This is a genomic window from Pseudochrobactrum sp. XF203, from assembly GCF_020341615.1.
Lineage (GTDB): Bacteria > Pseudomonadota > Alphaproteobacteria > Rhizobiales > Rhizobiaceae > Pseudochrobactrum > Pseudochrobactrum saccharolyticum.
The window spans coordinates 2,154,404-2,176,869 of the sequence record NZ_CP084392.1 but is presented as its reverse complement, the minus strand read 5'-3'; the positions used below and the strand labels follow the sequence as shown (position 1 = coordinate 2,176,869).

The 22,466-nt window shown below is 51.7% G+C and carries 22 protein-coding genes and 1 other RNA gene; 19 read left to right on the top strand and 4 right to left on the bottom strand.

The window, feature by feature from the left end; translation table 11 throughout:
- Window positions 1–311 precede the first annotated feature (311 nt).
- Complete coding sequence (locus tag LDL70_RS09940; protein ID WP_225684959.1) at window positions 312–1,529, top strand: multidrug effflux MFS transporter; 1,218 nt, start codon at window positions 312–314, stop codon at window positions 1,527–1,529.
- 62 nt (window positions 1,530–1,591) lie between these two features.
- Here the strand turns inward: LDL70_RS09940 and ssrA are convergent.
- Window positions 1,592–1,958: a transfer-messenger RNA gene (gene ssrA / locus LDL70_RS09935) on the bottom strand.
- Between the two features lie 280 nt (window positions 1,959–2,238).
- On the opposite strand from ssrA, the gene LDL70_RS09930 reads away from it, so the two are divergent.
- From LDL70_RS09930 to LDL70_RS09900, 7 genes are all read left to right on the top strand, one after another.
- Complete coding sequence (locus LDL70_RS09930; protein WP_022711394.1) at window positions 2,239–2,550, top strand: DUF2853 family protein; 312 nt, start codon at window positions 2,239–2,241, stop codon at window positions 2,548–2,550.
- A 132-nt stretch (window positions 2,551–2,682) separates the two neighbouring features.
- The gene (locus LDL70_RS09925) at window positions 2,683–3,477 is read left to right on the top strand and encodes a thymidylate synthase (protein ID WP_221720560.1); all 795 of its coding nucleotides are present in this window, start codon (window positions 2,683–2,685) and stop codon (window positions 3,475–3,477) included.
- Window positions 3,474–3,986, top strand: a complete 513-nt coding sequence (locus LDL70_RS09920) for a dihydrofolate reductase (RefSeq protein WP_225684958.1) — start codon at window positions 3,474–3,476, stop codon at window positions 3,984–3,986. The genes LDL70_RS09925 and LDL70_RS09920 overlap by 4 nt, the downstream gene beginning before the upstream one ends.
- Window positions 3,987–4,173: 187 nt before the next feature.
- Complete coding sequence (hflK, locus tag LDL70_RS09915) at window positions 4,174–5,325, top strand: FtsH protease activity modulator HflK (protein WP_075656173.1); 1,152 nt, start codon at window positions 4,174–4,176, stop codon at window positions 5,323–5,325.
- On the top strand, window positions 5,325–6,248 hold the full coding sequence (gene hflC / locus LDL70_RS09910) for a protease modulator HflC (RefSeq protein WP_022711398.1): 924 nt from the start codon (window positions 5,325–5,327) through the stop codon (window positions 6,246–6,248). The genes hflK and hflC overlap by 1 nt, the downstream gene beginning before the upstream one ends.
- Window positions 6,249–6,263: 15 nt before the next feature.
- Window positions 6,264–6,461 (top strand): DUF2065 family protein, encoded by a 198-nt coding sequence (locus LDL70_RS09905; protein ID WP_225684957.1) that lies wholly within the window; start codon window positions 6,264–6,266, stop codon window positions 6,459–6,461.
- Between the two features lie 475 nt (window positions 6,462–6,936).
- Entirely contained in the window at window positions 6,937–8,439 is a 1,503-nt protein-coding gene (locus tag LDL70_RS09900; RefSeq protein WP_213599971.1) for a Do family serine endopeptidase, read from the top strand.
- 89 nt (window positions 8,440–8,528) lie between these two features.
- Here the strand turns inward: LDL70_RS09900 and LDL70_RS09895 are convergent, their stop codons facing one another.
- The gene (locus LDL70_RS09895) at window positions 8,529–9,107 is read right to left on the bottom strand and encodes a GNAT family N-acetyltransferase (protein ID WP_225684956.1); all 579 of its coding nucleotides are present in this window, start codon (window positions 9,105–9,107) and stop codon (window positions 8,529–8,531) included.
- A complete protein-coding gene (gene serB / locus LDL70_RS09890) occupies window positions 9,104–10,003 on the bottom strand; it encodes a phosphoserine phosphatase SerB (protein WP_225684955.1) in 900 nt (299 codons plus the stop codon). The genes LDL70_RS09895 and serB overlap by 4 nt, the downstream gene beginning before the upstream one ends.
- Window positions 10,004–10,040: 37 nt before the next feature.
- On the opposite strand from serB, the gene miaA reads away from it, so the two are divergent.
- Window positions 10,041–10,952, top strand: a complete 912-nt coding sequence (gene miaA, locus LDL70_RS09885) for a tRNA (adenosine(37)-N6)-dimethylallyltransferase MiaA (protein ID WP_225684954.1) — start codon at window positions 10,041–10,043, stop codon at window positions 10,950–10,952.
- A 91-nt stretch (window positions 10,953–11,043) separates the two neighbouring features.
- Window positions 11,044–11,796, top strand: coding sequence for a GGDEF domain-containing protein (locus tag LDL70_RS09880; RefSeq protein WP_075656181.1), 753 nt, complete (start codon window positions 11,044–11,046; stop codon window positions 11,794–11,796).
- Window positions 11,797–11,905: 109 nt separating this feature from the next.
- Here the strand turns inward: LDL70_RS09880 and LDL70_RS09875 are convergent, their stop codons facing one another.
- Window positions 11,906–12,142, bottom strand: a complete 237-nt coding sequence (locus LDL70_RS09875) for a hypothetical protein (protein ID WP_225684953.1) — start codon at window positions 12,140–12,142, stop codon at window positions 11,906–11,908.
- Between the two features lie 131 nt (window positions 12,143–12,273).
- On the opposite strand from LDL70_RS09875, the gene LDL70_RS09870 reads away from it, so the two are divergent.
- The 9 genes from LDL70_RS09870 to LDL70_RS09830 all read left to right on the top strand — a co-directional run bounded on the left by LDL70_RS09870 (window position 12,274) and on the right by LDL70_RS09830 (window position 22,274).
- On the top strand, window positions 12,274–14,088 hold the full coding sequence (locus LDL70_RS09870; RefSeq protein WP_225684952.1) for an acetolactate synthase 3 large subunit: 1,815 nt from the start codon (window positions 12,274–12,276) through the stop codon (window positions 14,086–14,088).
- A gap of 22 nt (window positions 14,089–14,110) precedes the next feature.
- Window positions 14,111–14,683, top strand: a complete 573-nt coding sequence (ilvN, locus tag LDL70_RS09865) for an acetolactate synthase small subunit (RefSeq protein ID WP_022711404.1) — start codon at window positions 14,111–14,113, stop codon at window positions 14,681–14,683.
- An 86-nt stretch (window positions 14,684–14,769) separates the two neighbouring features.
- Window positions 14,770–15,372 carry a LysE family translocator gene (locus tag LDL70_RS09860; RefSeq protein WP_022711405.1) on the top strand — a complete coding sequence of 201 codons (603 nt, stop codon included), beginning with the start codon at window positions 14,770–14,772 and terminating at the stop codon, window positions 15,370–15,372.
- A 58-nt stretch (window positions 15,373–15,430) separates the two neighbouring features.
- Window positions 15,431–16,558 (top strand): ATP-dependent RecD-like DNA helicase, encoded by a 1,128-nt coding sequence (locus tag LDL70_RS09855; protein ID WP_022711406.1) that lies wholly within the window; start codon window positions 15,431–15,433, stop codon window positions 16,556–16,558.
- A 24-nt stretch (window positions 16,559–16,582) separates the two neighbouring features.
- Window positions 16,583–17,320 carry a pyridoxine 5'-phosphate synthase gene (locus tag LDL70_RS09850; RefSeq protein WP_225684951.1) on the top strand — a complete coding sequence of 246 codons (738 nt, stop codon included), beginning with the start codon at window positions 16,583–16,585 and terminating at the stop codon, window positions 17,318–17,320.
- Between the two features lie 389 nt (window positions 17,321–17,709).
- The gene (locus LDL70_RS09845) at window positions 17,710–19,554 is read left to right on the top strand and encodes a potassium transporter Kup (RefSeq protein ID WP_225688486.1); all 1,845 of its coding nucleotides are present in this window, start codon (window positions 17,710–17,712) and stop codon (window positions 19,552–19,554) included.
- Window positions 19,555–19,845: 291 nt separating this feature from the next.
- Window positions 19,846–20,478, top strand: a complete 633-nt coding sequence (locus LDL70_RS09840) for a TetR/AcrR family transcriptional regulator (protein WP_028233755.1) — start codon at window positions 19,846–19,848, stop codon at window positions 20,476–20,478.
- Window positions 20,479–20,554: 76 nt separating this feature from the next.
- Window positions 20,555–21,574 carry a ketol-acid reductoisomerase gene (ilvC, locus tag LDL70_RS09835; protein ID WP_022711410.1) on the top strand — a complete coding sequence of 340 codons (1,020 nt, stop codon included), beginning with the start codon at window positions 20,555–20,557 and terminating at the stop codon, window positions 21,572–21,574.
- Window positions 21,575–21,767: 193 nt separating this feature from the next.
- Entirely contained in the window at window positions 21,768–22,274 is a 507-nt protein-coding gene (locus tag LDL70_RS09830; RefSeq protein ID WP_022711411.1) for a GNAT family N-acetyltransferase, read from the top strand.
- The last annotated feature ends 192 nt before the right edge of the window (window positions 22,275–22,466 follow it).

Sequence of the window (22,466 nt, the reverse complement as noted above, 5' to 3'; positions counted from 1 at the left end):
AGCTTTTATCACTTGTGCGAGAAAAATGCTGCAACCCTGTCTCATTTATCAATATACCGCTGTAATGAAAGGTGAAAGAACTTTCTCAAATAATTGCCGTTCAGATCCGTGTGTTACAGGATAAATCGCCTGAAATTGACGGTTGACCATTTTCCGCTTCACTTCTATTTTTGCGCTCCCGTCAGTCCGGATGATGTGACAAATCCGAATGCGATGACAAGCGGCTGATTTATCTCGTGGATAATGATCTCTGCGCAGAGGCGGAGAAATAATCTGTCTTCATTTTTATTGCGCTTCTGAAAGTTAAACGCATGTCCGCTCGTTTGTACCGCACAGCTCTTGTGCTCGGTTTTATTTCGGCTATCGGGCCGTTCGCTATTGATATGTATTTGCCGGCACTGCCGACAATTGCAAAAGATTTACACGCCAATGATGCCGCCGTGCAGATGAGCCTGATGGTGTTCTTTCTGGCGACGGCTTTGATGCAAATGTTTTGCGGGCCGTTTTCGGATATTTACGGTCGTAAACTGCCGCTTTATCTGGGGCTTGCGCTCTTTGCTGCGGGCAGTGTCGGTTCGGCAATGGCGACCAATATCGAGATGTTGATTTTCTTCCGCTTTATTCAGGGTGTGGGGGCGAGTGCGGGTATGGTTGTGCCGCGCGCGATTGTCCGCGATCTCTATACCGGTGTGGATGCGGCACGGCTGATGTCGATGCTGATGCTGGTTTTTTCGATTTCACCAATTCTGGCACCCTTGACCGGCAGTTTCATCATTGAAGATTTTGGCTGGCGCGGCGTGTTCTGGGGTGTTCTGCTGGCGGCCATTCTCGGTCTTGCGCTGGTCTTTTTCGCACAGGAAGAGACGCGTCCCGTTGAACAGCGTATTTCCGGCGGGGTAGGACGTGCATTGCGCGGCTATGCTTTTCTGATCCGCGACAGCAAATTTATCGGCCTGACCTGTATCGGCGGCTTCTGCATGGCCGCATTCTTTGTCTATATCGCTAATTCATCCTTCATCTTCATTGAGAAATACGGTCTGACCCCGCGCGAATATTCGCTGGTGTTCTCACTCAATGCGATCTCGTTTTTCGGTGTGTCGCAGCTCAATGGTATGCTGGCGAGCCGTTACGGGCTGGGTAAGGTCGTTTCCTATGCGGTAACAGGCTATCTGGTGACGATGGTTATCATGGTTCTTGCAGCCATATTTCTCACACAGAGCCTGTGGATGATTATGACCTTCCTGTTTATCGGTAATGGTTTTCTCGGGCTGGTATTGCCGGGCACCAGTGTGCTGGCGCTGGATGATCATGGCGAGATTGCCGGAACGGCAGCAGCTTTGCTCGGTACATTGCAATTGCTGGTCGCAGCGGCTGCTATGGGGCTCAGCTCGTTCATTATGACAGGGAATGTTTTGCCGATGCTGGTCGCCATTGCGCTTTGCGGTTTTTCCGGCTGGGTACTGACCTATCTGACCATCATGCGGCACGGGCTTAAAAAGCCGTCATCGCATGTGACGGAAATTCACTGAGTGACTAAAATAGGGCATCGGAAATTCCGGTGCCTTTTTCATATCATCTTGTAAAGGGGAGAAGTGGAGGCTTCTGTTGCCAGGTGCCTCCGAACCCCGCCTTAAGGGGCTAACCCTAAGGACTTAGGTTGGGTTTCCCGCACCGCCATTAGGCAGCGAGAGCATAACCCTGAGCTTTGTTGTCATTTGCAACTACTCAATTAGCCCGATAACGGTGGTACAATGCCGAGTGAAAGATCAACCTTTACGCCCTTGTCGATCCTGTTTCGCCCCCGCCACAAGACAGCCGTTTCAGTTTAAGCTGTATTCTGGTGGAGGCGCCGGGTACCGCCCCCGGGTCCAATAGGTTTATTACGCAGTCCATTTATCACCATAGCCGGTCAAGCCGACAAGGTTTATATAGGTGGCTTCCGTGCGCTTGAAAAGAGGGGAAAGGGCTTTCCTTATCTTTCAGCTGTGAAAAATATAAAACTCCGGCGATTTTGTCGGGCAATCATTTATTGAAAAAGACTGAAATAACAGTTTGGTGTGTTTTCTGAAAGAATAGAGGTTTTACGGCATTGACAGGTTTTGTCTGCTGGTCAATCTTTCCATAATACAGAGGTAAATAGGCTGAATGTCGATTCAGCTATGATATTGAGCAATTGTCTTATTTACTTTTTCTGGTTTAACGGCCGTAAAAGCGGTCAGATTGAAGGAGACTGGTTTCATGACTGATTATCTAGCCGACGTACGCCGTTACGATGCTGCTGCCGATGAGGCTGTTGTTGCTAAAATTGTAAAACATCTTGGCATTGCTCTGCGCAGCCGCGATGCATCGCTGGTTGCTGCATCCGACCCTGAAGAACTGGCGCGTGTGCGCACCAGCTGGATCGGCAAGAAGCTCGGCATTGAAGATGCTGAAAAAGCAAATGCGGTTATCGCCAGTGTGGCTGAAACCATGAAGGGTGACCACAGCAAGCAGCGTGTGACCTTCTATTACCTGACTGCAAAAGCACTCGGTAAGCTGGAAAGCCTCTGATAAGTTTAAAAAGCCCCGCATTCAGCGGGGCTTTTTTTATGGCTGCTGCGATCAAATAACTGTGCGTGCCCACATTGTGCATTGCCGCAGATTGCGCGTGATATTTTCGCTGAAAAAGGCTAAAGACCATCTATGCGTACATATCTTGATCTTCTTCAGCACGTTCTCGACAATGGCACTGACCGCGGTGATCGTACCGGTACCGGCACACGTTCGGTTTTCGGTTATCAGATGCGTTTTGATCTCGCACAGGGCTTTCCTGTTCTGACAACCAAAAAGCTGCATCTGCGCTCTATCATCCATGAATTGCTGTGGTTTTTGCGTGGCGACACCAATATCTCCTATCTCAAAGAGAATGGTGTAAGCATCTGGGATGAGTGGGCAGATGAGAATGGCGATCTCGGTCCGGTCTATGGTGCGCAATGGCGTTCATGGCCGAAACCGGATGGTACGCATATCGACCAGATTGCGAATCTTATGAGGGATTTGCAGAAGAATCCTAATTCAAGACGTTTGATTGTATCTGCATGGAATCCGGCGTTGGTTGATGAAATGGCGCTGCCGCCATGCCATTGCCTGTTCCAGTTCTATGTGGCCGACGGCAAATTATCGTGCCAGCTCTATCAGCGTTCAGCCGATATTTTTCTCGGCGTGCCGTTTAACATCGCATCCTATGCGCTGCTCACCATGATGATTGCGCAGGTTGCCGGTCTGAAACTGGGGGATTTTGTGCATACGCTTGGTGATGCGCATCTCTATCACAATCATTTCGATCAGGCGAAGTTGCAGCTGACCCGCGAGCCGAAAGCGCTGCCGGTGATGGAAATCAATCCTGATATAAAAGACCTGTTTGCCTTCCGCTTTGAGGATTTCAAACTGGTTGGCTATGAAGCCGAACCATCTATTAAAGCGCCGATTGCGGTGTGATGGCCATGATTATTTCTTTTGTAGTTGCCGTTTCTGAGAATGGTGTGATCGGGCGTGACAATGGCATGCCATGGCGTCTTTCCACGGATTTGCAGCGCTTTAAAAAACTCACACTGGGCAAGCCGGTGGTGATGGGGCGCAAAACATGGGAATCCCTTGGTCGTCCGCTGCCGAACCGCACCAATATTGTGATTACCCGTGATGCCGGTTACAGCGCGGAAGGTGCGCTGGTTGTGCCCTCAATTGATGAAGCGCTGCTTGCCGGTGAAAAAGCAGCACGCGAATCCGGTGCCGATGAGATTTGCATTATCGGCGGTGCGCAGATTTATGCGCAGGCAATGGACAAGGCCACGCGCCTGCATGTGACGCATATTAAAGCCAGCATAGATGGTGATGCTTTTTTCGGCCCTGTTGATCCGCAAGTCTGGCAGATCACCAGCGAAGATGACGTACCGGCGGGCGAGAAAGATAATTACCCGACCCGCTATGTGGTTTACGACCGGCGCTAAACGAAAAGACAGCTGCATAAAAAGCTGTTTTTTACCATGTCGATCAACTATTTTGCCAGAAAATTACAAAAGCGTGATGAATCTGCGTGTCCTGCGTTGAAAGACTGCTTTTGCGTACCTATAAACGGAACATACTGATTGATGAATAGAGGTGTTCCGCCTCTGACATCTGGCACGAGAGGTGAGGATGCCCTGGAGTAATCAAAATGGCGGCGGCCCATGGGGCGGCGGCGATAAGAATGGCGGATCCGGCAACGGCGGTTCCAATAATGGCGGCTCTAATCAGGGCGGACCATGGGGACAAGGCCCTAAAGGACCGCGCGGCGGGCCTGGCGGCTCGGGCGGAACGCCTCCGGATCTCGAAGATATTTTGCGCAAAGGTCAGGATCGCCTTAAAAAGGTGATGCCGGGCGGTGGCGGCGGTGGCGGCGGCCCTGCTTTGTATATTGTCGGTGCGCTTGCGCTCGCCGGTTTCTGGCTGTTCCAGTCCATGTATACCGTGCAGCCGGATGAGCTTGCGGTTGAAATGCGCTTCGGTGTGCCGAAAGAAACCATTTCCGAACCGGGTCTGCATTTCCATCTCTGGCCGATTGAAACTTATGAAAAAGTTTCGACCGGTGAACGCCAGATCAATATTGGCGGTCAGGGCACTCGCGGTGCCACACAGGGTCTGATGCTGACCGGTGACCAGAACATTGTTAATGTTCAGTTCTCCGTACTTTACCGTGTTTCCGATCCGCGTTCTTACCTGTTCAAGGTACAGGATCCTGACAATATGGTTCGTCAGGTTTCTGAAAGCGCGATCCGTGAAATCGTCGGTCGTCGTCCGGCACAGGATGTATTCCGTGACAACCGTGCGGCAATTGCCCAGTCGGTGCGTGATATTGTTCAGGATACGCTGAACGGCTATGGCGCCGGTATTCAGGTAACTGCTCTTTCCATCGAAGATGCTGCACCGCCGCGTGAAGTGGCTGATGCCTTTGATGAAGTGCAGCGTGCTGAGCAGGATGAAGACCGCTTTGTAGAAGAAGCCAACCAGTATTCCAACCAGAAGCTGGGTCAGGCACGCGGTGAGGCTGCGCAGGTTCGTGAAGATGCTGCCGGTTATAAAACCCGTATGGTTCAGGAAGCGGAAGGTGAAAGCCAGCGCTTTAACTCTGTCCTGAATATTTACAAAGAATCTCCTGATGTTACCCGCGACCGTCTCTTCATTGAGACCATGGAGCAGGTGCTGAAAGACAGCAATAAAGTGATTATCGAAGGCGGCAATAATGTCATGCCATATTTGCCTTTGACTGAACTGATGCGTCAGCAGGGTAAAGCAGGAGGCAACCAGTAATGAATCAGAATCGTTTGCCTTTTATTGTTGGTGCGATCGCTGTTGTCGCATTTCTGGTTTATTCCTCGGTTTTCGTTGTGAATGAACGCCAGCAGGCTATTGTCTTACGTTTCGGTCAGATCGTTGACGTGAAAACAGAGCCTGGTCTCTACTTCAAACTGCCATTTGCTTTCGCGGAAGCAGACAATGTGCAGATCATTGATGACCGTATGCTGCGTTTTGATCTGGACGATATCCGCGTTCAGGTTTCCGGCGGTAAATTCTATGATGTGGATGCGTTCCTCGTTTACCGCATTACCAATGCCCGTAAATTCCGTGAGACTGTTTCGGCAAATACAATGCTTGCTGAACAGCGTCTGCGTACCCGTCTCGATGCGGCTCTGCGTCAGGTCTATGGTCTGCGCGGCTTTGAATCGGCTCTGTCGGAAGAACGCGGCAGCATGATGCGTGAAGTACGCGACCAGCTGCGTCCGGATGCGGAATCCCTTGGTCTGACCATTGAGGATGTACGTATCCGCCGTACGGATCTGACCGCTGAAGTTTCCCAGCAGACCTTCGACCGTATGAAGGCCGAGCGTCTTGCAGAAGCTGAGCGTCTGCGTGCCCGTGGTCGTGAAGCAGCGCAGCGTATCAAGGCTGTTGCTGACCGTCAGGTTGTGGAAATTGTTTCCGAAGCCAACCGTGATTCTGAAGTATTGCGCGGTGAGGGTGAAGGTGAACGTGGTCGTATCTTCGCGGAAGCCGCAAAACAGGATCCTGACTTCTATGCATTCTATCGTTCGATGAATGCTTACCGTCAGTCCTTGCAGGCTGAAGGCACAACCATGGTTCTGTCGCCGGATTCTCAGTTCTTCCGCTTCTTTAAGGATGCCGCCGGTAAACTGCCGCAGCAGCCTGCGAATGCCGGTCAGAGCGTACAGTAAGGACCGGATGCCGCTGTGAGTGACCTGATTACAGCCATAGGATTGCTCCTCGTTTTAGAGGGGCTTCTCTATGGCGGCTTCCCGCACTTTACCAGACGTATGGCTAAAGACGTGTCAGAAGCTCCGGAAAATTATTTGCGAATAGCAGGTATTGTTGCACTGGCGCTTGGCGTCGGGGTGATATGGCTGGTCAGAGGCGGATCTGCCGGATAAAATTACAAAGAGGCGTATGATATTTCATACGCCTCTTTTTTTCAGAATTTGCAGCATTAAATCATAGCGACTGCTTGGGCTTCAAACTTCTGATAATGTGCTTCAGAGCACCGCGTGCCCGATCGGGCGCACAAAGGTCGCTCTAACACTTTAAAAGCAGAGCATAATGGGTTTAAACCTGAGCGTATTGCATTCAGGCAGCTCATAGCAGGTGCTTCGGATTGCAGGTGAGTGTATGTTGCGGATATTAAATGAAGACATTTAACTGCGACATGCTCTGGCCGTATTTTGCTTGCAATCCGTTGTAAGTATCAGAGTTGGAACGACCTTTGTGCGCCGGATCGGGCGCACGGCGCTCTAAATAACAAAACAGGCGGAGTTTCAGATGGTTCGCACTCAGAATAAAAGCACGGTTTCATTTCCCCTGCGTACCGCACTTGCCGCCTTGTCTGTAAGCACGGTACTGTTGGGCGCCATGACAGCTCAGGCGCAGCAGCAGACCGCTGCAAACCCGCCGCAGGCACCACAGCCGGCCATTGCCGGCAAGCTGGCGCCGCTCGGACTGGCTGCCGGAACTGCCACTGCGGGGCCTGCTTCTATTGCCGATCTGGCGCAGGGCTTGCTGGATTCTGTTGTCAATATTTCCACATCCCAGACCGTGAAAGATGAAAACGGAGAGGAAAAGGCCGAGCCTGCGCCGCAATTGCCGGAAGGATCGCCGTTTCAGGAATTTTTTGACGATTTCTTCTCTGAGGAAAATCAGAAAGACGGTGGCAGTGCTGCCCGCAAGATGCAGTCGCTCGGTTCCGGTTTTGTGATTGATGCGGAGAAGGGGCTGGTTGTCACCAACAATCACGTCATTGCAGATGCTGATGAAATCGAGGTGAATTTCACCGATGGTAAAAAGCTGAAAGCAGAACTGCTCGGCACGGATACCAAAACTGATATTGCGCTGCTGAAAGTTGATCCGACGAAGCACAAGCTAACTGCGGTTGGCTTCGGCGATTCAGAAAAATCGCGGATCGGTGACTGGGTGATGGCAATCGGTAATCCGTTTGGTCTTGGCGGTACTGTGACCCTTGGTATTATTTCTGCCCGCAACCGCGATATTCAGGCGGGGCCTTATGATAATTTCATTCAGACCGATGCGGCGATTAATCGTGGTAATTCCGGCGGCCCGCTGTTTGATATGAACGGCAAAGTCATCGGCATTAATACCGCGATTATTTCACCGACCGGTGGTTCTATCGGTATCGGTTTTGCTATTCCGTCCGAACTGGCTGTTTCCGTTATTCAGCAGCTGGAAGAATTTGGTGAAACCCGCCGCGGCTGGCTTGGTGTGCGCATTCAGCCGGTAACAGATGATGTGGCTGAGAGCTTTGGCATGAGTGAGCCTAAGGGTGCGCTGGTTGCCGGACTGATTGCCAATAGCGGTGTTGAGAATAAAGAACTGATGCCGGGCGACATTATTCTGAAATTTGACGGCAAGGATGTGGAAAGTGCCCGCGACCTGCCGCGCGTGGTGGCTGAAAGTCCTGTGGGCAAAGAGGTCAGCGTTCTGGTGCTGCGTAAAGGCAAAGAGCAGACTGTGAAGATCAAACTCGGCCGTCTCGAAGATTATGAGAATAAGGATAAAGCTGCGGCTGCCAAGGACAGCACTAAGGCCAAAGAGGCTGAGACAGTAAAGGTGCTCGGCATGACACTTGGCAAGCTGGATGACGCGCAGCGCAAGCAGTATGAAATCTCCGCCGATGTGGAAGGTGTGGTGATTAGTGCCGTTGAAGGCAAATCCGCCGCCGAAGAAAAGCGGGTTAATGCAGGCGATGTGATTGTTGAATTCGCGCAGGAAGTTGTGAAAGCGCCTGCGGATATTCAAAAGAAAATCGAAAAACTGCGTCAACAGGGACGTAAAAATGCATTGCTGATGCTGGCTGCGCCAAGCGGTGAGCTGCGCTTTGTGACCCTGCGTATTGATTGATCTGACATCAACAAGAATGCAGAAAAGGCCGGAGGATGTGTACATCCTCCGGCCTTTTTATTTGTAAAAACTTGAATCAGATGAACGGATTAGACGCCGGACTTACCATGTTGATTCAACCATTGCTCTTTGTTGATCGTGTAGAGCACATGACGTTTTAGTTGCGGATGTGTATCCGGCACTTTCGGATGGTCGAAATCGCGTTCCGGCTTGTTGACCATGCCAATGCGCTTCATCACAGCTGTGGAGCGGTGATTATTATGCACGGCAAAGGACACAACCTCATCCTGCCCGCGCTCATCAAAAGCATAGGCAAGAGAAGCAAGCGCTGCCTCGGTGACATAACCTTTACCCCAATAGCGTTGTGCTAAGCGCCAGCCGATTTCCAGCACACCCTTTGGTACAAATGGAGGGATATCAGTTTTCATCAATCCGGTGAAACCGACGACATCACCGCTTGCTTTTTCCTGCACGGCGTAAAAGCCGAAACTGTCTTCTCTGACCATGGCCACAATGCGATCCATCAGTGCATCGGATTCCTCACGGCTGCGCAGGGCAGGGAAGAATTCCATTACCACCGGATCGGAATTGATCTCGTGAAAAAATGCACGGTCATCTTCCTGCCAGTTGCGCAGGATCAGGCGGGGCGTTTCAATAATAGCGGTCATATTACAAAATCCGTTTTTCGATAGCCCTGAATATAGAGCAGGGCCGTCAGATCGCCATGATCGATACGGATGCGCGCCTGCGCTGCAACAGCAGGCTTGGCATGGAGTGCCACGCCGCTGCCTGCATGTTTAATCATCGGCAGATCATTGGCACCATCGCCCACGGCCATTGCTTCCTGCTCGGTAATGCCAAGTTTGGCACAGATATCATCAAGGCTGAGTTTCTTGGCATCGGCACCGAGGATCGGTTCTTCAACCAGACCGGTCAGATGCGTGCCGTCATCGAGCAGAATATTGGCGCGGTTTTCATCAAAGCCGAGCTGTGCAGCGATTTTGGAAGTGAAGCTGGTAAAACCGCCGGAAACCAGTGCTGTATAGGCACCGTGTTTCTTCATCGTCGCGATCAGCTCACGTCCGCCTGGTGTCAGGGTAATGCGATTGGCAATCACCTGATTGATAATGCTGACCGGCAGGCCTTTGAGCAGAGCAACGCGCTCACGCAAGGCTGGTTCAAACGCGATTTCACCATTCATGGCGCGGGCGGTGATGCCGGCAATATGTTCGCGCAGGCCGACTTCTTCTGCCAGTTCGTCAATGCACTCCTGCTGGATCATCGTGGAATCCATATCCGCGATCAGCAGTTTTTTGCGGCGGGTATCCTGTTCCTGAATGACAATATCCACAGGGGCACCGTCCAGAGCGGCTCTGATTTTTGCCGTTGTTTCTGCGATATCTGTGCCGGTTTTCAGCGGCAGATCACAGGCAATACCATCTGCCAGCCAGTAAAGGGCTTGCGTATCGGCCGCCTCGCAGGCTTTATGCCCCAATTCAGGTGTCAGAACCGGATTGGCAGGATTGCAGATCAGTGTGGCAACAAGTGAGGCTGGCTGGGACATAATACCGGTTCCGCTTTGTGCGTTTGGAGAATGATGAGTGGTAGAGCAGAGAGACAGGCAAAAGACAATTCTGATCGCGGGGCCGACTGCCAGCGGTAAATCAGCATTGGCACTGCGTCTCGCACGGGATTGCGGCGGCTATATCATAAATAGTGATTCCATGCAGGTTTATGATGTGCTGGATCAGCTGACAGCGCGCCCGCAAGCTGATGATCTGCAAATTGTTTCGCATTATCTTTACGGCCATGTTTCGCCATTGCAACTTTATTCCACCGGCCGCTGGCTTCAGGAAGTGGAAGCCCTGCTGGCAAAGCCTGAATTGCAGGGGCGTGTCGCAGTCTTTACCGGCGGTACCGGATTGTATTTTAAAGCGTTGCTCGGCGGCCTCTCGGATATGCCGCGGGTGAAAGACGAAGTGCGCGATTACTGGCGCAATCGCATGGCGCAAGATGGTGCGCCGCTTCTGCATGAGGAATTGCAAAAGCGCGATCCGGCAATGGCGGAACGGCTGAAGGCGGGAGACAGTCAGCGCATTGTCCGTGCGCTGGAGGTTGTCGACAGCACCGGACGCTCTCTCATTGAATGGCAAAACAGTACAGGCAGGGCGTTGATTGATCCCGAAAGCGCAGAGAAATTGGTGCTGATGCCGGACAGGGCATGGTTGCGTCAGCGTATTGCGCAGCGCTTTGATCTGATGATGCAGGGTAATGCTGTTCAGGAAGTGCTGGCGCTGCTGGCTTTGCAGCCGGATGCGGCTCTGCCGGTGATGAAAGCCATTGGTGTGCGCGAGATTGAAAGCTGGCTCAAGGGTGAGATAACGCGCGAACAGGCGGTGGAACTGTCAGTGATTGCCACGCGCCAATATGCCAAGCGGCAGATGACATGGTTCCGTAACCAGTTTGGGGATGACTGGCGGCGGCTGGAACGGGCAGAAGATTACTTCGCCTGAGCAGGCTTTGTTGTTAACGCAGGTGAAACACTTAAGATTTAATCTCCCACCTAAATCTGTTGTTGTGATACAACGGGTCAACGGGGGGATCATGCGTTATCTGCGGGCTGAACTGTTTTTCATCATCATGATTGTGCTGCTCTGCGGCGCAGGCCTGATGCTGTTTATGCAGTACCGGCTGATGCATGATCTTGGTGAGCCGTATAAATCCGGTTCCCTGTCCGATACGCCTTTGGGCATTGCTTTGCTGTTGCTGGTGGCTGCGGGGGCAGCCGGTGGCCTGATGCTGTTGCCGCAAATCCGTATGCAGGTCAAAAACAAAGGCCAGCTGAAAATCATCACATGGATGATTGCGCGCAACTCCAAAGATTTGGATCAGATCAGTTTCAATGATCCTTTGACGGGGTTGCAAAGCCGTCCTTATTTCGATGCCGCTCTGCACGAATATTTGCTGCAATTCGGCAAGATCAATCACCCTGTTACCGTTTTGCTGATTGGTATTGAGAAACTGCAATTGCTCTGCGAGCAGCGTGGCCGTGATACTGCTGACCGCTTGCTGATGGAAGCGGCTTTATGTATCCGCAACTGCACCCGCTATCATGATGTTCTGGCGCATATGGGCGATGGAGAGTTTGCATTGATCGTGCCGGATCTGCAGGAAGGGGATGCTTCGAGGATGGCTGCGAGAATCTGCAAGGAGCTGGAAGCCTGCGAATTGCGGATGGGGCATGACAGTCATATTATTCATGCGGTGTCTGCGGTTGCCGAATGGAATGGTAAGGATAAAGCGCCGGCTCTTTATAAAAAGGCGCGTGTCGCTTTGCAGAAGATGACCGGCCGCTGATTTTTCTTCAGAGCGCCGTGTACCAGACTTGGCACACAAAGGTCGCTCTAACACTTTAAAATTAGAGCATAATTTTACCTTAAACTGATCCAAGTTTAAGGAATTATGCCTAATATTTTTCAATGGCTTGCGGGTCTTGTTTGTCTGTTAGATTCATGAGGGACGCAGGCTTGGCATGATGCAGTGCTTTTCTGCCCGAACCGGCAAAGAAAATAACAAGATTACGTTTTTTGCCATTGACGTGAAAAAAACAGCTGTTTAATCTCCCCTTATGGCTAAGAAAATTATTCTCGTGGTGGGTAAGCGTATGGGCAGGATGGTGTAACCATCCGGCGAAAGCTCCCATGCGCGAAACACAGGCTCCCTCAGGGGGCCTTTTTTATTATCTTCACACAACGAATATAGCTAAACAGTACGGGACTTCCGGTGGATATCAGGGAGTAATCACCGGAACAGCAGACGGGACATCGAAAGACAATGAGTACAGATACAAGTGGCACCACAGCCGCAGCGCAGAACGAAACCGGCAAACGGGAAATGACCGGTGCGGAAATGGTTGTGCAGGCACTGATCGATCAGGGCGTTGAGCATATTTTCGGCTATCCGGGCGGTGCGGTACTTCCGATCTATGACGAGTTGTTTCAGCAGGAAAAAGTTGAGCATATTCTTGTGCGTCACGAGCAGGGCGCAGGCCATGCGGCTGAAGGCTATGCCCGCTCAACCGGCAGAGTCGGTGTTATGCTGGTGACCTCCGGTCCGGGTGCCACCAATGCGGTAACACCTTTGCAGGATGCGCTGATGGATTCCATTCCGCTGGTTTGCATCACAGGTCAGGTTCCGACCAGTCTCATTGGTACAGATGCGTTTCAGGAAGCTGACACTGTCGGCATTACCCGCCCTTGCACCAAGCATAACTGGCTGGTTAAGGATGTGAATGATCTGGCACGCGTTCTGCATGAGGCATTCCATGTGGCGCGTACCGGTCGTCCGGGTCCTGTTGTTATCGATATTCCGAAGAACATCCAGTTTGCCACCGGCATGTATACGCCACCGGCAACCAGCCCGCGCACCAGCTATAATCCGGTTTTGAACGGCGATCAGAGTGCTATCCGCACTGCGGTTGAATTGCTGGCCAATGCGAAGAAACCGGTTATCTATTCCGGCGGCGGTGTTATCAATTCCGGCCTTGAAGCCTCGAAACTGCTGCGTGAACTGGTCGAAATTACCGATTTCCCGATCACATCGACCCTGATGGGTCTGGGGGCTTATCCGGCTTCGGGCAAGAACTGGCTGGGTATGCTCGGCATGCATGGCACATTCGAAGCCAATATGACCATGCATGAATGTGATGTTATGCTGTGTATCGGTGCGCGTTTCGATGACCGTATCACCGGTCGTCTTGATGCTTTCTCGCCGAATTCCAAGAAGATCCACATTGATATCGACCCGTCTTCGATCAACAAGACCGTTCGCGTTGATGTGCCGATTATCGGTGATGTTGCCCATGTTCTGGAAGATATGGTGCGCCAGTACCGTGCCTCTGCCCAGCGTCCTGACAACAAGGACATGAGCGCATGGTGGCAGCAGATCAATAAATGGCGTGCGCGCAATTCGCTGGCCTATAAGCACAGCCGCGATGTGATTATGCCGCAATATGCGCTGGAACGTCTGCAGGAACTGACTAAAGATCGCAAAACCTATATCACCACAGAAGTTGGACAGCACCAGATGTGGGCTGCTCAGTTCATGAAATTCGAGGAGCCGCATCACTGGATGACGTCCGGCGGTCTGGGCACCATGGGCTATGGTCTGCCTGCGGCTTTGGGTGTGCAGATTGCTCATCCGGATGCGCTGGTGATTGATATTGCCGGTGATGCTTCGGTACAGATGTGTATTCAGGAAATGTCAGCGGCCATTCAGCATAATGCGCCGATCAAGATTTTCATTCTGAATAACCAGTATATGGGCATGGTGCGCCAGTGGCAGCAGCTGTTGCATGGTAACCGTCTGTCGCATTCTTATACAGAAGCGATGCCGGACTTTGTTAAACTGGCTGAAGCCTATGGCGGCACAGGTATCCGTTGCTCCAAGCCGGATGAGCTGGATGATGCAATCATGAAAATGATTGAAACAGACGGTCCGGTGATTTTTGACTGTCACGTTGCCAATCTGGCGAACTGCTTCCCGATGATCCCTTCAGGCAAGGCGCATAATGAAATGCTGTTGCCGGATGAAGCGACGGATGAAGCTGTTGCCAATGCTATCGACGCTAAAGACCGTCACCTCGTCTAATACCGGAACAAGGATATTCATTATGAACGCACAAAATGCAGCTTCCGGTTCAGCTTACTTTCTGACCGAAGAAACCCAGCTAGTTGAAACACATACACTATCGGTACTGGTTGATAACGAGCCGGGTGTTCTTGCCCGTGTTATCGGCCTGTTTTCCGGCCGTGGCTACAATATTGAGAGCCTGACGGTTTCTGAAACCGAGCACGAAAAGCACCTGTCGCGTATTACCATTGTGACACGCGGCACTGCCAATGTTCTGGATCAGATCCGTCACTCGCTGGAACGTATCGTTCCGGTGCATCGCGTGGTTGATCTGACCTATCATGCCCAGCAGCTTGGTCATGAGCGTCCGGTTGAACGTGAACTGGCGCTGATCAAAGTGGTTGGCAAAGGTGATGACCGTGCAGAAATGCTGCGTCTGGCTGATGCTTTCAAAGCCAAGGTTGTGGATGCAACGGTCGAGCATTTCATTTTTGAAATTACCGGTAAGGGCGCGAAGATCGATCAATTTATCGCGATTATGAAGCCGCTCGGTCTGATTGAGGTTTGCCGCACCGGCGTAGCTGCTATGATCCGTGGTGCAGAAGGAATGTAGTTCTTTCTGATAAGCGATTGAAAGCAGCACCGCTGTTCTCTGTCTGAGACAGCGGTGTTGTTTTTTGCAACGAGAGCGTTTTCAAGATGTTGCTTTCTTATGATGTTTTTATGGCCTTGGTGGTGTTTGCCTTTGTGACATCCATCACACCGGGGCCGAATAATCTGATGTTGCTGGCTTCCGGCGTAAATTTCGGTTTCCGCCGTACCATTCCGCATATGCTGGGAATTGGTATCGGCTTTCTGTCGCTTCTGCTTGGCGTCGGCTATGGTCTGGGCGCTGTGCTTGAAACCGCACCGGCGCTGTATGTGGGGCTGAAATTCGCCGGTGGTGCCTATATGCTCTATCTGGCCTATAAAATCGCCACATCGACATCTGTCGGTCGTGTCGATGATGAGAGTGCTCAGCCGATGAGTTTCATGCAGGCTTGCTTGTTTCAATGGGTGAACCCGAAAGCATGGGTGATGGCCGTAACAGCAATGGCAAGCTATACGGTGCATGATGCCTATTCGCTTTCCGTGCTGCTGATCGGTGTTGTGTTTGCAGTCATTAATGTGCCGAGCGTGTCATCATGGGCGGCTTTCGGCAGTCTACTGCGCCAATGGCTGGAAGATCCGGTGCGGCTTAAATGGTTCAATCTGACGATGGCTGCTCTGCTGGTGGTCAGCCTGTGGCCGATGCTGAAGTGATAAACCTTGCTCTTTCGGGACGAATCCGGTCAATGGAAGGCATGATGGCAGAGGCACAATGGAATTTTCACCGGAACAGGACAACGCGCTGCAGGCTGTTGCGCAATGGTTGGCTAAAGGCCGTTCACCGATTTTTCGCCTTTTTGGCTATGCGGGAACGGGTAAGACGACGCTTGCGCGCTATTTCGCCGAGCATGTGGATGGTGAGGTGCAGTTTGCGGCTTTCACCGGTAAGGCTGCACAGGTCTTGCGCTCCAAAGGTGCGAGTAATGCCCGCACGCTGCATTCGCTGATCTATCGCCCGAAAGGTGAAGAGGCGATTGAAGACGAAACAACCGGTAAGACCTCGATCTCGCCGACCTTTTCGCTCAACCGTCAAAGCCCTGTTGCCAAAGCTGCGCTGATCGTTGTCGATGAATGTTCGATGGTCGATGAGCAACTTGGCCGCGATCTGATGACATTCGGCACACCTATTCTGGTGCTCGGTGATCCCGGTCAGTTGCCGCCGATCAGCGGTGGCGGCTTCTTTACCGAACATGAGCCGGATTATCTGCTGACAGAAATTCACCGTCAGGCGCAGGATAATCCGATTATCCGTTTGGCACTGGATGTGCGTGAAGGCCGCGAAATCCCTTATGGCGATTACGGTGCTGCGCGCGTTATCAGCAAGGCGGAAGTTAATCAGGAACTGGTTCTGGATGCCGATCAGGTGCTTGTCGGTACCAATCGCACTCGCAAGCGCTATAATCAGCGGCTGCGTGAACTCAAGGGTTTTACGGCAGAATATCCGCAATCCGGTGACAAGCTGGTTTGTCTGCGCAATGATCCGGCCAAAGGTTTGCTCAACGGGTCGCTCTGGAAGGTGATGACATCTTCCAAGGAAACCGTGAAGCCCGGCATTAATTTGCTGATTGCACCGGAGGATGAAGAGCCGGGTCGCGGCGTGGCCAAGATCAAGCTGCTGAAAGCGCAGTTTGAAGATCCTGATGCGGAAATTCCGTGGCAGACCAAAAAGCGTTTTGATGATTTTGACTATGGCTATGCGCTGACTACCCATAAAGCGCAGGGCTCGCAGTGGAATAATGTGGTGTTGTTTGATGAGAGCTATGCTTTCCGCGATACGCGTGAGCGCTGGCTCTATACGGCAATTACCCGTGCGGCGGAAAAACTAACAATCGTTCGCTAATAAATATAGCAGGGAGCTCGGATTATGGTTGCAACTCTGTCGGTTAATCTTAATGCGGTGGCTATGTTGCGTAACCGCCGTGATCTGCCTTGGCCGAGCGTGACCGGTCTGGGACGTATTGCGCTTGATGCCGGTGCTTCCGGCCTGACCGTGCATCCGCGCCCCGATCAGCGTCATATCCGCTTTTCTGATCTGGCCGATATCCGCGCATTGATTGATGATGAGTTCCCTCAGGCTGAATTCAACATTGAAGGCTATCCGTCTGAAGAGTTTCTGGCACTGGTGGAGCAACACGAGCCGGAACAGGTAACACTGGTGCCGGATGATCCGGCGCAGAATACTTCGGATCACGGCTGGGATTTTGCCAAACATAAGGTGATGCTGAGCGAAGTGACCAAGCGGCTGAAAGCACGCGGTATGCGTGTTTCAATGTTTGCTGATCCGACGCCGGATGGTCTTGAGATTGCGAAAGAGACCGGTGCCGACCGCGTGGAATTTTTCACCGGCCCTTATGGCGGTGCTTATGCGGATCCTAAAGCGCAGGCGCATGAACTGGCATTGCTGGAAAAGGCCGCGTTGAAAGCTGCGGAACTCGGGTTAGGCATTAATGCGGGGCATGATCTGACGGTTGCCAATCTGCCTGCACTGGTAAAAGTCATGCCGACACTGAGCGAAGTTTCTATCGGTCATGGCCTGACAGCAGATGCACTGGAATATGGTATGCGCCAGTCGGTGCAGCGTTTTATCAAAGCACTCGGCTAAAATGCATTTTGTGTTTTGATTCAGTTTTCTCTTGTAATATTTTGATTTTATTTAATTTCTGCCCTGATGAGCTATCCGTATTTGTGATGCCTCATCAGGGCAGTTATGCATTGATGCACATTGTTTTTGTGCAAAATTGAGCATTTATATACGGCCTTTCCGGCAGTTTTCTTTATGGCCGGAACATGGTTATACTGAGCACCGGATCAGCCTGTTTTCTTGTCCTCATATCCGGCTATCTATCTGTGCTCATTCTGTATCAAAAGGTATTTAAAAGGTATTTTATGAATCAGGCGCAGCGTGAAGATATTGCCAATCAGGATGCGCCGGTCAGCGCAGATGAGGAAATTATTGATCCTCATAATCATACGGGAAATCTGAAGCTTTTAATGATGGGCGCGCTTGGCGTCGTCTATGGCGATATCGGCACCAGCCCGATTTATGCATTTCGTGAAGCACTGCACGCTTCTATCACCGACGGCAATTTGCTGCGCACTGAAATTCTTGGCGTGATCTCTCTGATCGTCTGGTCGCTGGCGCTGATTGTGACCGTGAAATATGTGTTGTTTGTACTGCGTGCGGACAATAACGGCGAGGGTGGTATTCTCTCGCTGATGGCGCTGGTGCGCTCCAGTTTTGCCAATCGACCGGATATTATTCTCGGTATCGGTATTGTCGGTGCGTCGCTGTTCTTCGGTGATGCGGTGATTACACCGGCAATTTCTGTGCTTTCCGCAGTGGAAGGGCTGGAAATTGTTGCGCCGGATATGACGCCCTATGTGGTGCCGATTACGATCACTATTCTGGTTGTGCTGTTTTTTGTCCAGAAGCACGGCACAGGACGCATGGCGAGTATTTTCGGACCGGTGATGCTGGTCTGGTTTCTGGCGCTTGGCCTCACAGGCTTTATCCATATTTTTGATGATCCGGGCATTCTGGCGGGGCTCAATCCTTATTACGCCTTTGCATTTCTTGGTGGTAATCCGGCTACGTCCTTTGCCACGATCGGTGCAATCTTTCTGGCAGTCACCGGTGCGGAGGCGCTTTATGCCGATCTCGGCCATTTCGGCCGCAAGCCGATCGTGCGGGCATGGCTGTGGGTTGTGTTTCCGAGCCTGATCTTGAATTATTTCGGGCAGGGCGCTTTCATTCTGACACATAGCGCTGCGGGCGGTGAGGAAGTGCGCAATCCGTTTTTCCAGATGATGCCGCATTGGGCGCTGCTGCCGATGGTGCTGTTGGCAACAGTTGCTACGGTTATCGCCAGTCAGGCGGTTCTGACCGGTACTTATTCGCTGGCGCGCCAGGCGGTGCAGCTGAATATTCTGCCAAGGCTTGAAGTGCTGCATACATCGGAAACATTACACGGCCAGATTTATATGCCGCGCATTAATATGCTGCTTGGTATTGCCGTTGTTCTGCTGGTGGTGACCTTCCAGAAATCGACAAATCTGGCGGCAGCCTATGGTATTGCGGTTACCGGTAATATGCTGGTGACAACAACCCTACTGTTCTTTGTTATGCGTCGTCTCTGGAAATGGAGCCTGCCGGTTGTGGTGCTGACGATTGCCGGTTTCGCTATTGTTGATCTGATGTTCTTCAGTGCTAATCTGGTCAAAGTGCATCAGGGCGGCTGGGCATCGATTGTGGTGGCCGCGCTGGTGCTGCTGGTGATGTGGACATGGGTGCGCGGCAGCCGCCATCTGTTTCAGAAAACCCGCAAAACAGAAGTGCCGCTGGATATTATTGTCAGCCAGATGGCGCGTAAGGAGCCGGTTATCGTGCCCGGCACGGCGGTGTTCCTGACCGGTGATCCGTCCAGTGTGCCGACGGCTCTGATGCACAGTCTCAAACATTATAAGGTTCTGCACGAGAATAATGTGATCCTGACCGTGGTGACAGCACCGCGCCCTTGGGTGGATGAGGATGACCGTGCGCGCGTCTCGCAATATAGCGACCGGTTTATGCAGGTGACGCTGACTTTCGGCTATATGCAGTCGCCGAATATTCCGCGTGCGCTGGGGATTTGCCGCAAGCTTGGCTGGAAATATGACATCATGACCACGTCATTCTTCCTGTCGCGACGCGTCTTGCGTATTTCTCCGCGTTCACCAATGCCGCTTTGGCAGGCGAAATTGTTTATTACGCTTGCCCGCAGTGCATCTGATGCCACGGAATATTTCCAGATTCCGACCGGTCGTGTGGTTGAAATCGGTACACAGGTCAATCTCTGAGTGTCTGACCCTAAAGACACCGGACATGGCAGTAAATGACGATATTGGCCTCGGGCATGAACCGGCCTTTGCGGTGTTGAGAATGCTGTATTATTTCCTCTGTCTGTAGCGGGCAGGGGAAATAGCCTATAAAATTTGTTTCGGCATAAAATCCCTCTTGCATTGTTGGTAAACTGACGGCATAGTCCGAACCGTAACGTACGGTACGCATGATGAGAATCTCGTCAGGCTGCTGTTCAGACAAGAATTAAGGAGCGTGGAAGCGTGCAGTTGCAGCAACCTGAGAATGTCGTGAGCAATGTCGGAACCGGCACAGAGCTGACAGATCGTCAGAAAGATGTGCTGAATGCCGCGCTGGAACTCCTCGTTGAGGGTGGTGACAGTCTTACGATGGCGGGTGTTGCACGACGTGCAAGCTGCTCCAAGGAAACGCTTTATAAATGGTTCACTGACCGTGATGGTTTGCTGACTGCAACCGTGCAATGGCAGGCGTCGAAAGTGCGTGTTGTGCCGGTGGCGCGGGAAGGGCTGGATGAAGAATCGCTCTTTACCAGTCTGGAGCATTTTGCCCGCGACTGGTTGCTGGTTCTGTCCGGCAGCACATCCATCGCGCTGAACCGTTTAGCGGTCAGCCATGCGGGTTCCGGTAAGTCGGATCTCGGTGAGATCGTGCTGAATAATGGTCCGATCGCTATGGCGCGTCGTCTCAAGCCGGTGCTTGAAACCGGACGCGATGCAGGCCTGCTGGACTTTGATGATATTAATGAGGCTTTTGCCTCGTTCTTCGGCCTTGTGGTGCGCGATATGCAGATCCGTCTGCTGCTCGGCGACCGTCATGAGGTCAGTGATGCAGAAATTATCCGCGATGCCAGAACGGCAACACGACAGTTTTTTGCACTTTACGGAAATAAAGCCGGCGCCTGATTTTGCCGGTGTGGAATAGTGCCGGTTTTGAGGAAAAACGGCACAGACTAATAGCATAGAAGGAAGGGAATATCCTATGCGCGTTTATTATGACAGTGATGCAGACGTAAATCTGATTAAAGGCAAAAATGTTGTTATCGTTGGTTACGGTAGCCAGGGTCGCGCCCATGCGCTGAACCTGAAGGATTCCGGTGCCAAGCATGTCCGCATCGCGCTGCGCATGGATTCTGCCACTGTTAAAAAAGCTGAAGCTGACGGTTTCGAAGTTCTCAGCGTTGCAGATGCTGCTAAATGGGCAGACCTGATGATGATGGCAACCCCTGACGAATTGCAGGCTGACATCTATAAAGAACACATCCATGACAATCTGCGCGACGGCGCTGCCATTGCTTTTGCTCATGGTCTGAACGTTCATTTTGGTCTGATCGAAACCAAAAAGACTGTTGACGTTGTGATGATCGCGCCAAAAGGCCCGGGTCATACTGTGCGCGGCGAATACCAGAAGGGCGGCGGCGTACCTTGCCTGATCGCTATTCATCAGGATGCTTCCGGTAATGCCCATGATCTGGCTCTGTCATACGCTTCGGGCGTTGGCGGCGGTCGTTCGGGCGTTATCGAAACCACATTCAAGGAAGAGTGCGAAACCGATCTGTTCGGTGAGCAGGCAGTTCTCTGCGGCGGTCTGGTTGAACTGATCCGCGCCGGCTTTGAAACGCTGGTTGAAGGCGGTTACGCACCTGAAATGGCATATTTCGAGTGCTTGCACGAAGTGAAGCTGATCGTTGACCTGATCTATGAAGGCGGTATCGCCAACATGAACTACTCGATCTCCAACACTGCTGAGTGGGGCGAATATGTAACCGGTCCTCGCATCATCACTGCAGAAACCAAAGCTGAAATGAAGCGCGTTCTGCACGACATTCAGACCGGTAAATTCACATCCGACTGGATGCAGGAATACCGTGCCGGTGCTGCACGCTTCAAGGGTATCCGTCGTATGAACGACGATCACCAGATCGAAGAAGTTGGTGCCAAGCTGCGCGGCATGATGCCTTGGATTTCCAAGAACAAGCTGGTTGATAAGGCTCGCAACTAATTTGCTAAGCTTTTTGGCGATCCAAGTTTTCTTTTTCTCGGCATAGCCGAGGGGGAATCTCCAAAATCAAGCTGGTTGATAAGGCTCGCAACTAATCTGGCATTGCTTAATCACTGAATATCAGGCCCGCACAAAGTTTTGTTTGTGCGGGCCTGATTATTTATGGCAGTACTGCTGACGGGAGGAGTGAAATATGAGTGAAATTACTATCCGGCAGCTGGTGCCTGATGATTTTGCAATCATGCGCGAGATCAGGTTGGAGGCATTGCAGTTGCATCCGGAGGCTTACAGTTCGGCCTATGAGGACTGGGTGAAATTCTCTGAAGCTGACTGGCGTGCAAAGTTAAGCACACCGGTTTTTGCAGCTTTTGACGGCGAGAGACCGGTGGGACTCATCGGCCTGTGGCCGCAGGCTGGTGCGCGAACTGCTCACCGCGCCATTGTTGTGATGGTTTATGTGAAAAGCGAGATGCGCGGGCAGGGCATTGCGCAGAAATTAATGCAGGTTGTTGAAGCCTATGCGCGAGACAATGGCTTTACCCAGCTTGAGCTGAGTGTGCTGGCTGAGAATAAAACGGCATGGCAGCTTTACCTGCGCGAAGGATATACAGAATTCGGCCGCAGACCGAACTGGATTTCTCTCAACGGAGAAATGTTTGATGAGGTGATGATGCTGCGGTCAGTTGCTGAAAATGCATGATTGTTAGTTTTGTGCGGCTGATTTTGTTCGAATGTAACGAAATTATCCGTCAAATCGCAATAAAATGAATAAAGGTCAGCATTGCTGACATATTTTGCTTGTTTTGTTGTGAAATACGCATAAGGTGATAACCAAAGGCACACAGCTTTTAGTTAAGTTTTATGGTCTATTTCACGGCATCTCTTTTGACTT

What these genes read in the sequence shown, in the direction of transcription:
- LDL70_RS09940 (WP_225684959.1), top strand. Translation starts at nt 312, where the DNA reads ATGTCCGCTCGTTTGTACCGCACAGCTCTTGTGCTCGGTTTTATTTCG.
- LDL70_RS09930 (WP_022711394.1), top strand. Translation starts at nt 2,239, where the DNA reads ATGACTGATTATCTAGCCGACGTACGCCGTTACGATGCTGCTGCCGAT.
- LDL70_RS09925 (WP_221720560.1), top strand. Translation starts at nt 2,683, where the DNA reads ATGCGTACATATCTTGATCTTCTTCAGCACGTTCTCGACAATGGCACT.
- hflK (WP_075656173.1), top strand. Translation starts at nt 4,174, where the DNA reads ATGCCCTGGAGTAATCAAAATGGCGGCGGCCCATGGGGCGGCGGCGAT.
- hflC (WP_022711398.1), top strand. Translation starts at nt 5,325, where the DNA reads ATGAATCAGAATCGTTTGCCTTTTATTGTTGGTGCGATCGCTGTTGTC.
- LDL70_RS09900 (WP_213599971.1), top strand. Translation starts at nt 6,937, where the DNA reads ATGACAGCTCAGGCGCAGCAGCAGACCGCTGCAAACCCGCCGCAGGCA.
- LDL70_RS09895 (WP_225684956.1), bottom strand. Translation starts at nt 9,107, where the DNA reads ATGACCGCTATTATTGAAACGCCCCGCCTGATCCTGCGCAACTGGCAG.
- serB (WP_225684955.1), bottom strand. Translation starts at nt 10,003, where the DNA reads ATGTCCCAGCCAGCCTCACTTGTTGCCACACTGATCTGCAATCCTGCC.
- LDL70_RS09880 (WP_075656181.1), top strand. Translation starts at nt 11,044, where the DNA reads ATGCGTTATCTGCGGGCTGAACTGTTTTTCATCATCATGATTGTGCTG.
- LDL70_RS09875 (WP_225684953.1), bottom strand. Translation starts at nt 12,142, where the DNA reads ATGGGAGCTTTCGCCGGATGGTTACACCATCCTGCCCATACGCTTACC.
- LDL70_RS09870 (WP_225684952.1), top strand. Translation starts at nt 12,274, where the DNA reads ATGAGTACAGATACAAGTGGCACCACAGCCGCAGCGCAGAACGAAACC.
- ilvN (WP_022711404.1), top strand. Translation starts at nt 14,111, where the DNA reads ATGAACGCACAAAATGCAGCTTCCGGTTCAGCTTACTTTCTGACCGAA.
- LDL70_RS09860 (WP_022711405.1), top strand. Translation starts at nt 14,770, where the DNA reads ATGTTGCTTTCTTATGATGTTTTTATGGCCTTGGTGGTGTTTGCCTTT.
- LDL70_RS09855 (WP_022711406.1), top strand. Translation starts at nt 15,431, where the DNA reads ATGGAATTTTCACCGGAACAGGACAACGCGCTGCAGGCTGTTGCGCAA.
- LDL70_RS09850 (WP_225684951.1), top strand. Translation starts at nt 16,583, where the DNA reads ATGGTTGCAACTCTGTCGGTTAATCTTAATGCGGTGGCTATGTTGCGT.
- LDL70_RS09845 (WP_225688486.1), top strand. Translation starts at nt 17,710, where the DNA reads ATGATGGGCGCGCTTGGCGTCGTCTATGGCGATATCGGCACCAGCCCG.
- ilvC (WP_022711410.1), top strand. Translation starts at nt 20,555, where the DNA reads ATGCGCGTTTATTATGACAGTGATGCAGACGTAAATCTGATTAAAGGC.
- LDL70_RS09830 (WP_022711411.1), top strand. Translation starts at nt 21,768, where the DNA reads ATGAGTGAAATTACTATCCGGCAGCTGGTGCCTGATGATTTTGCAATC.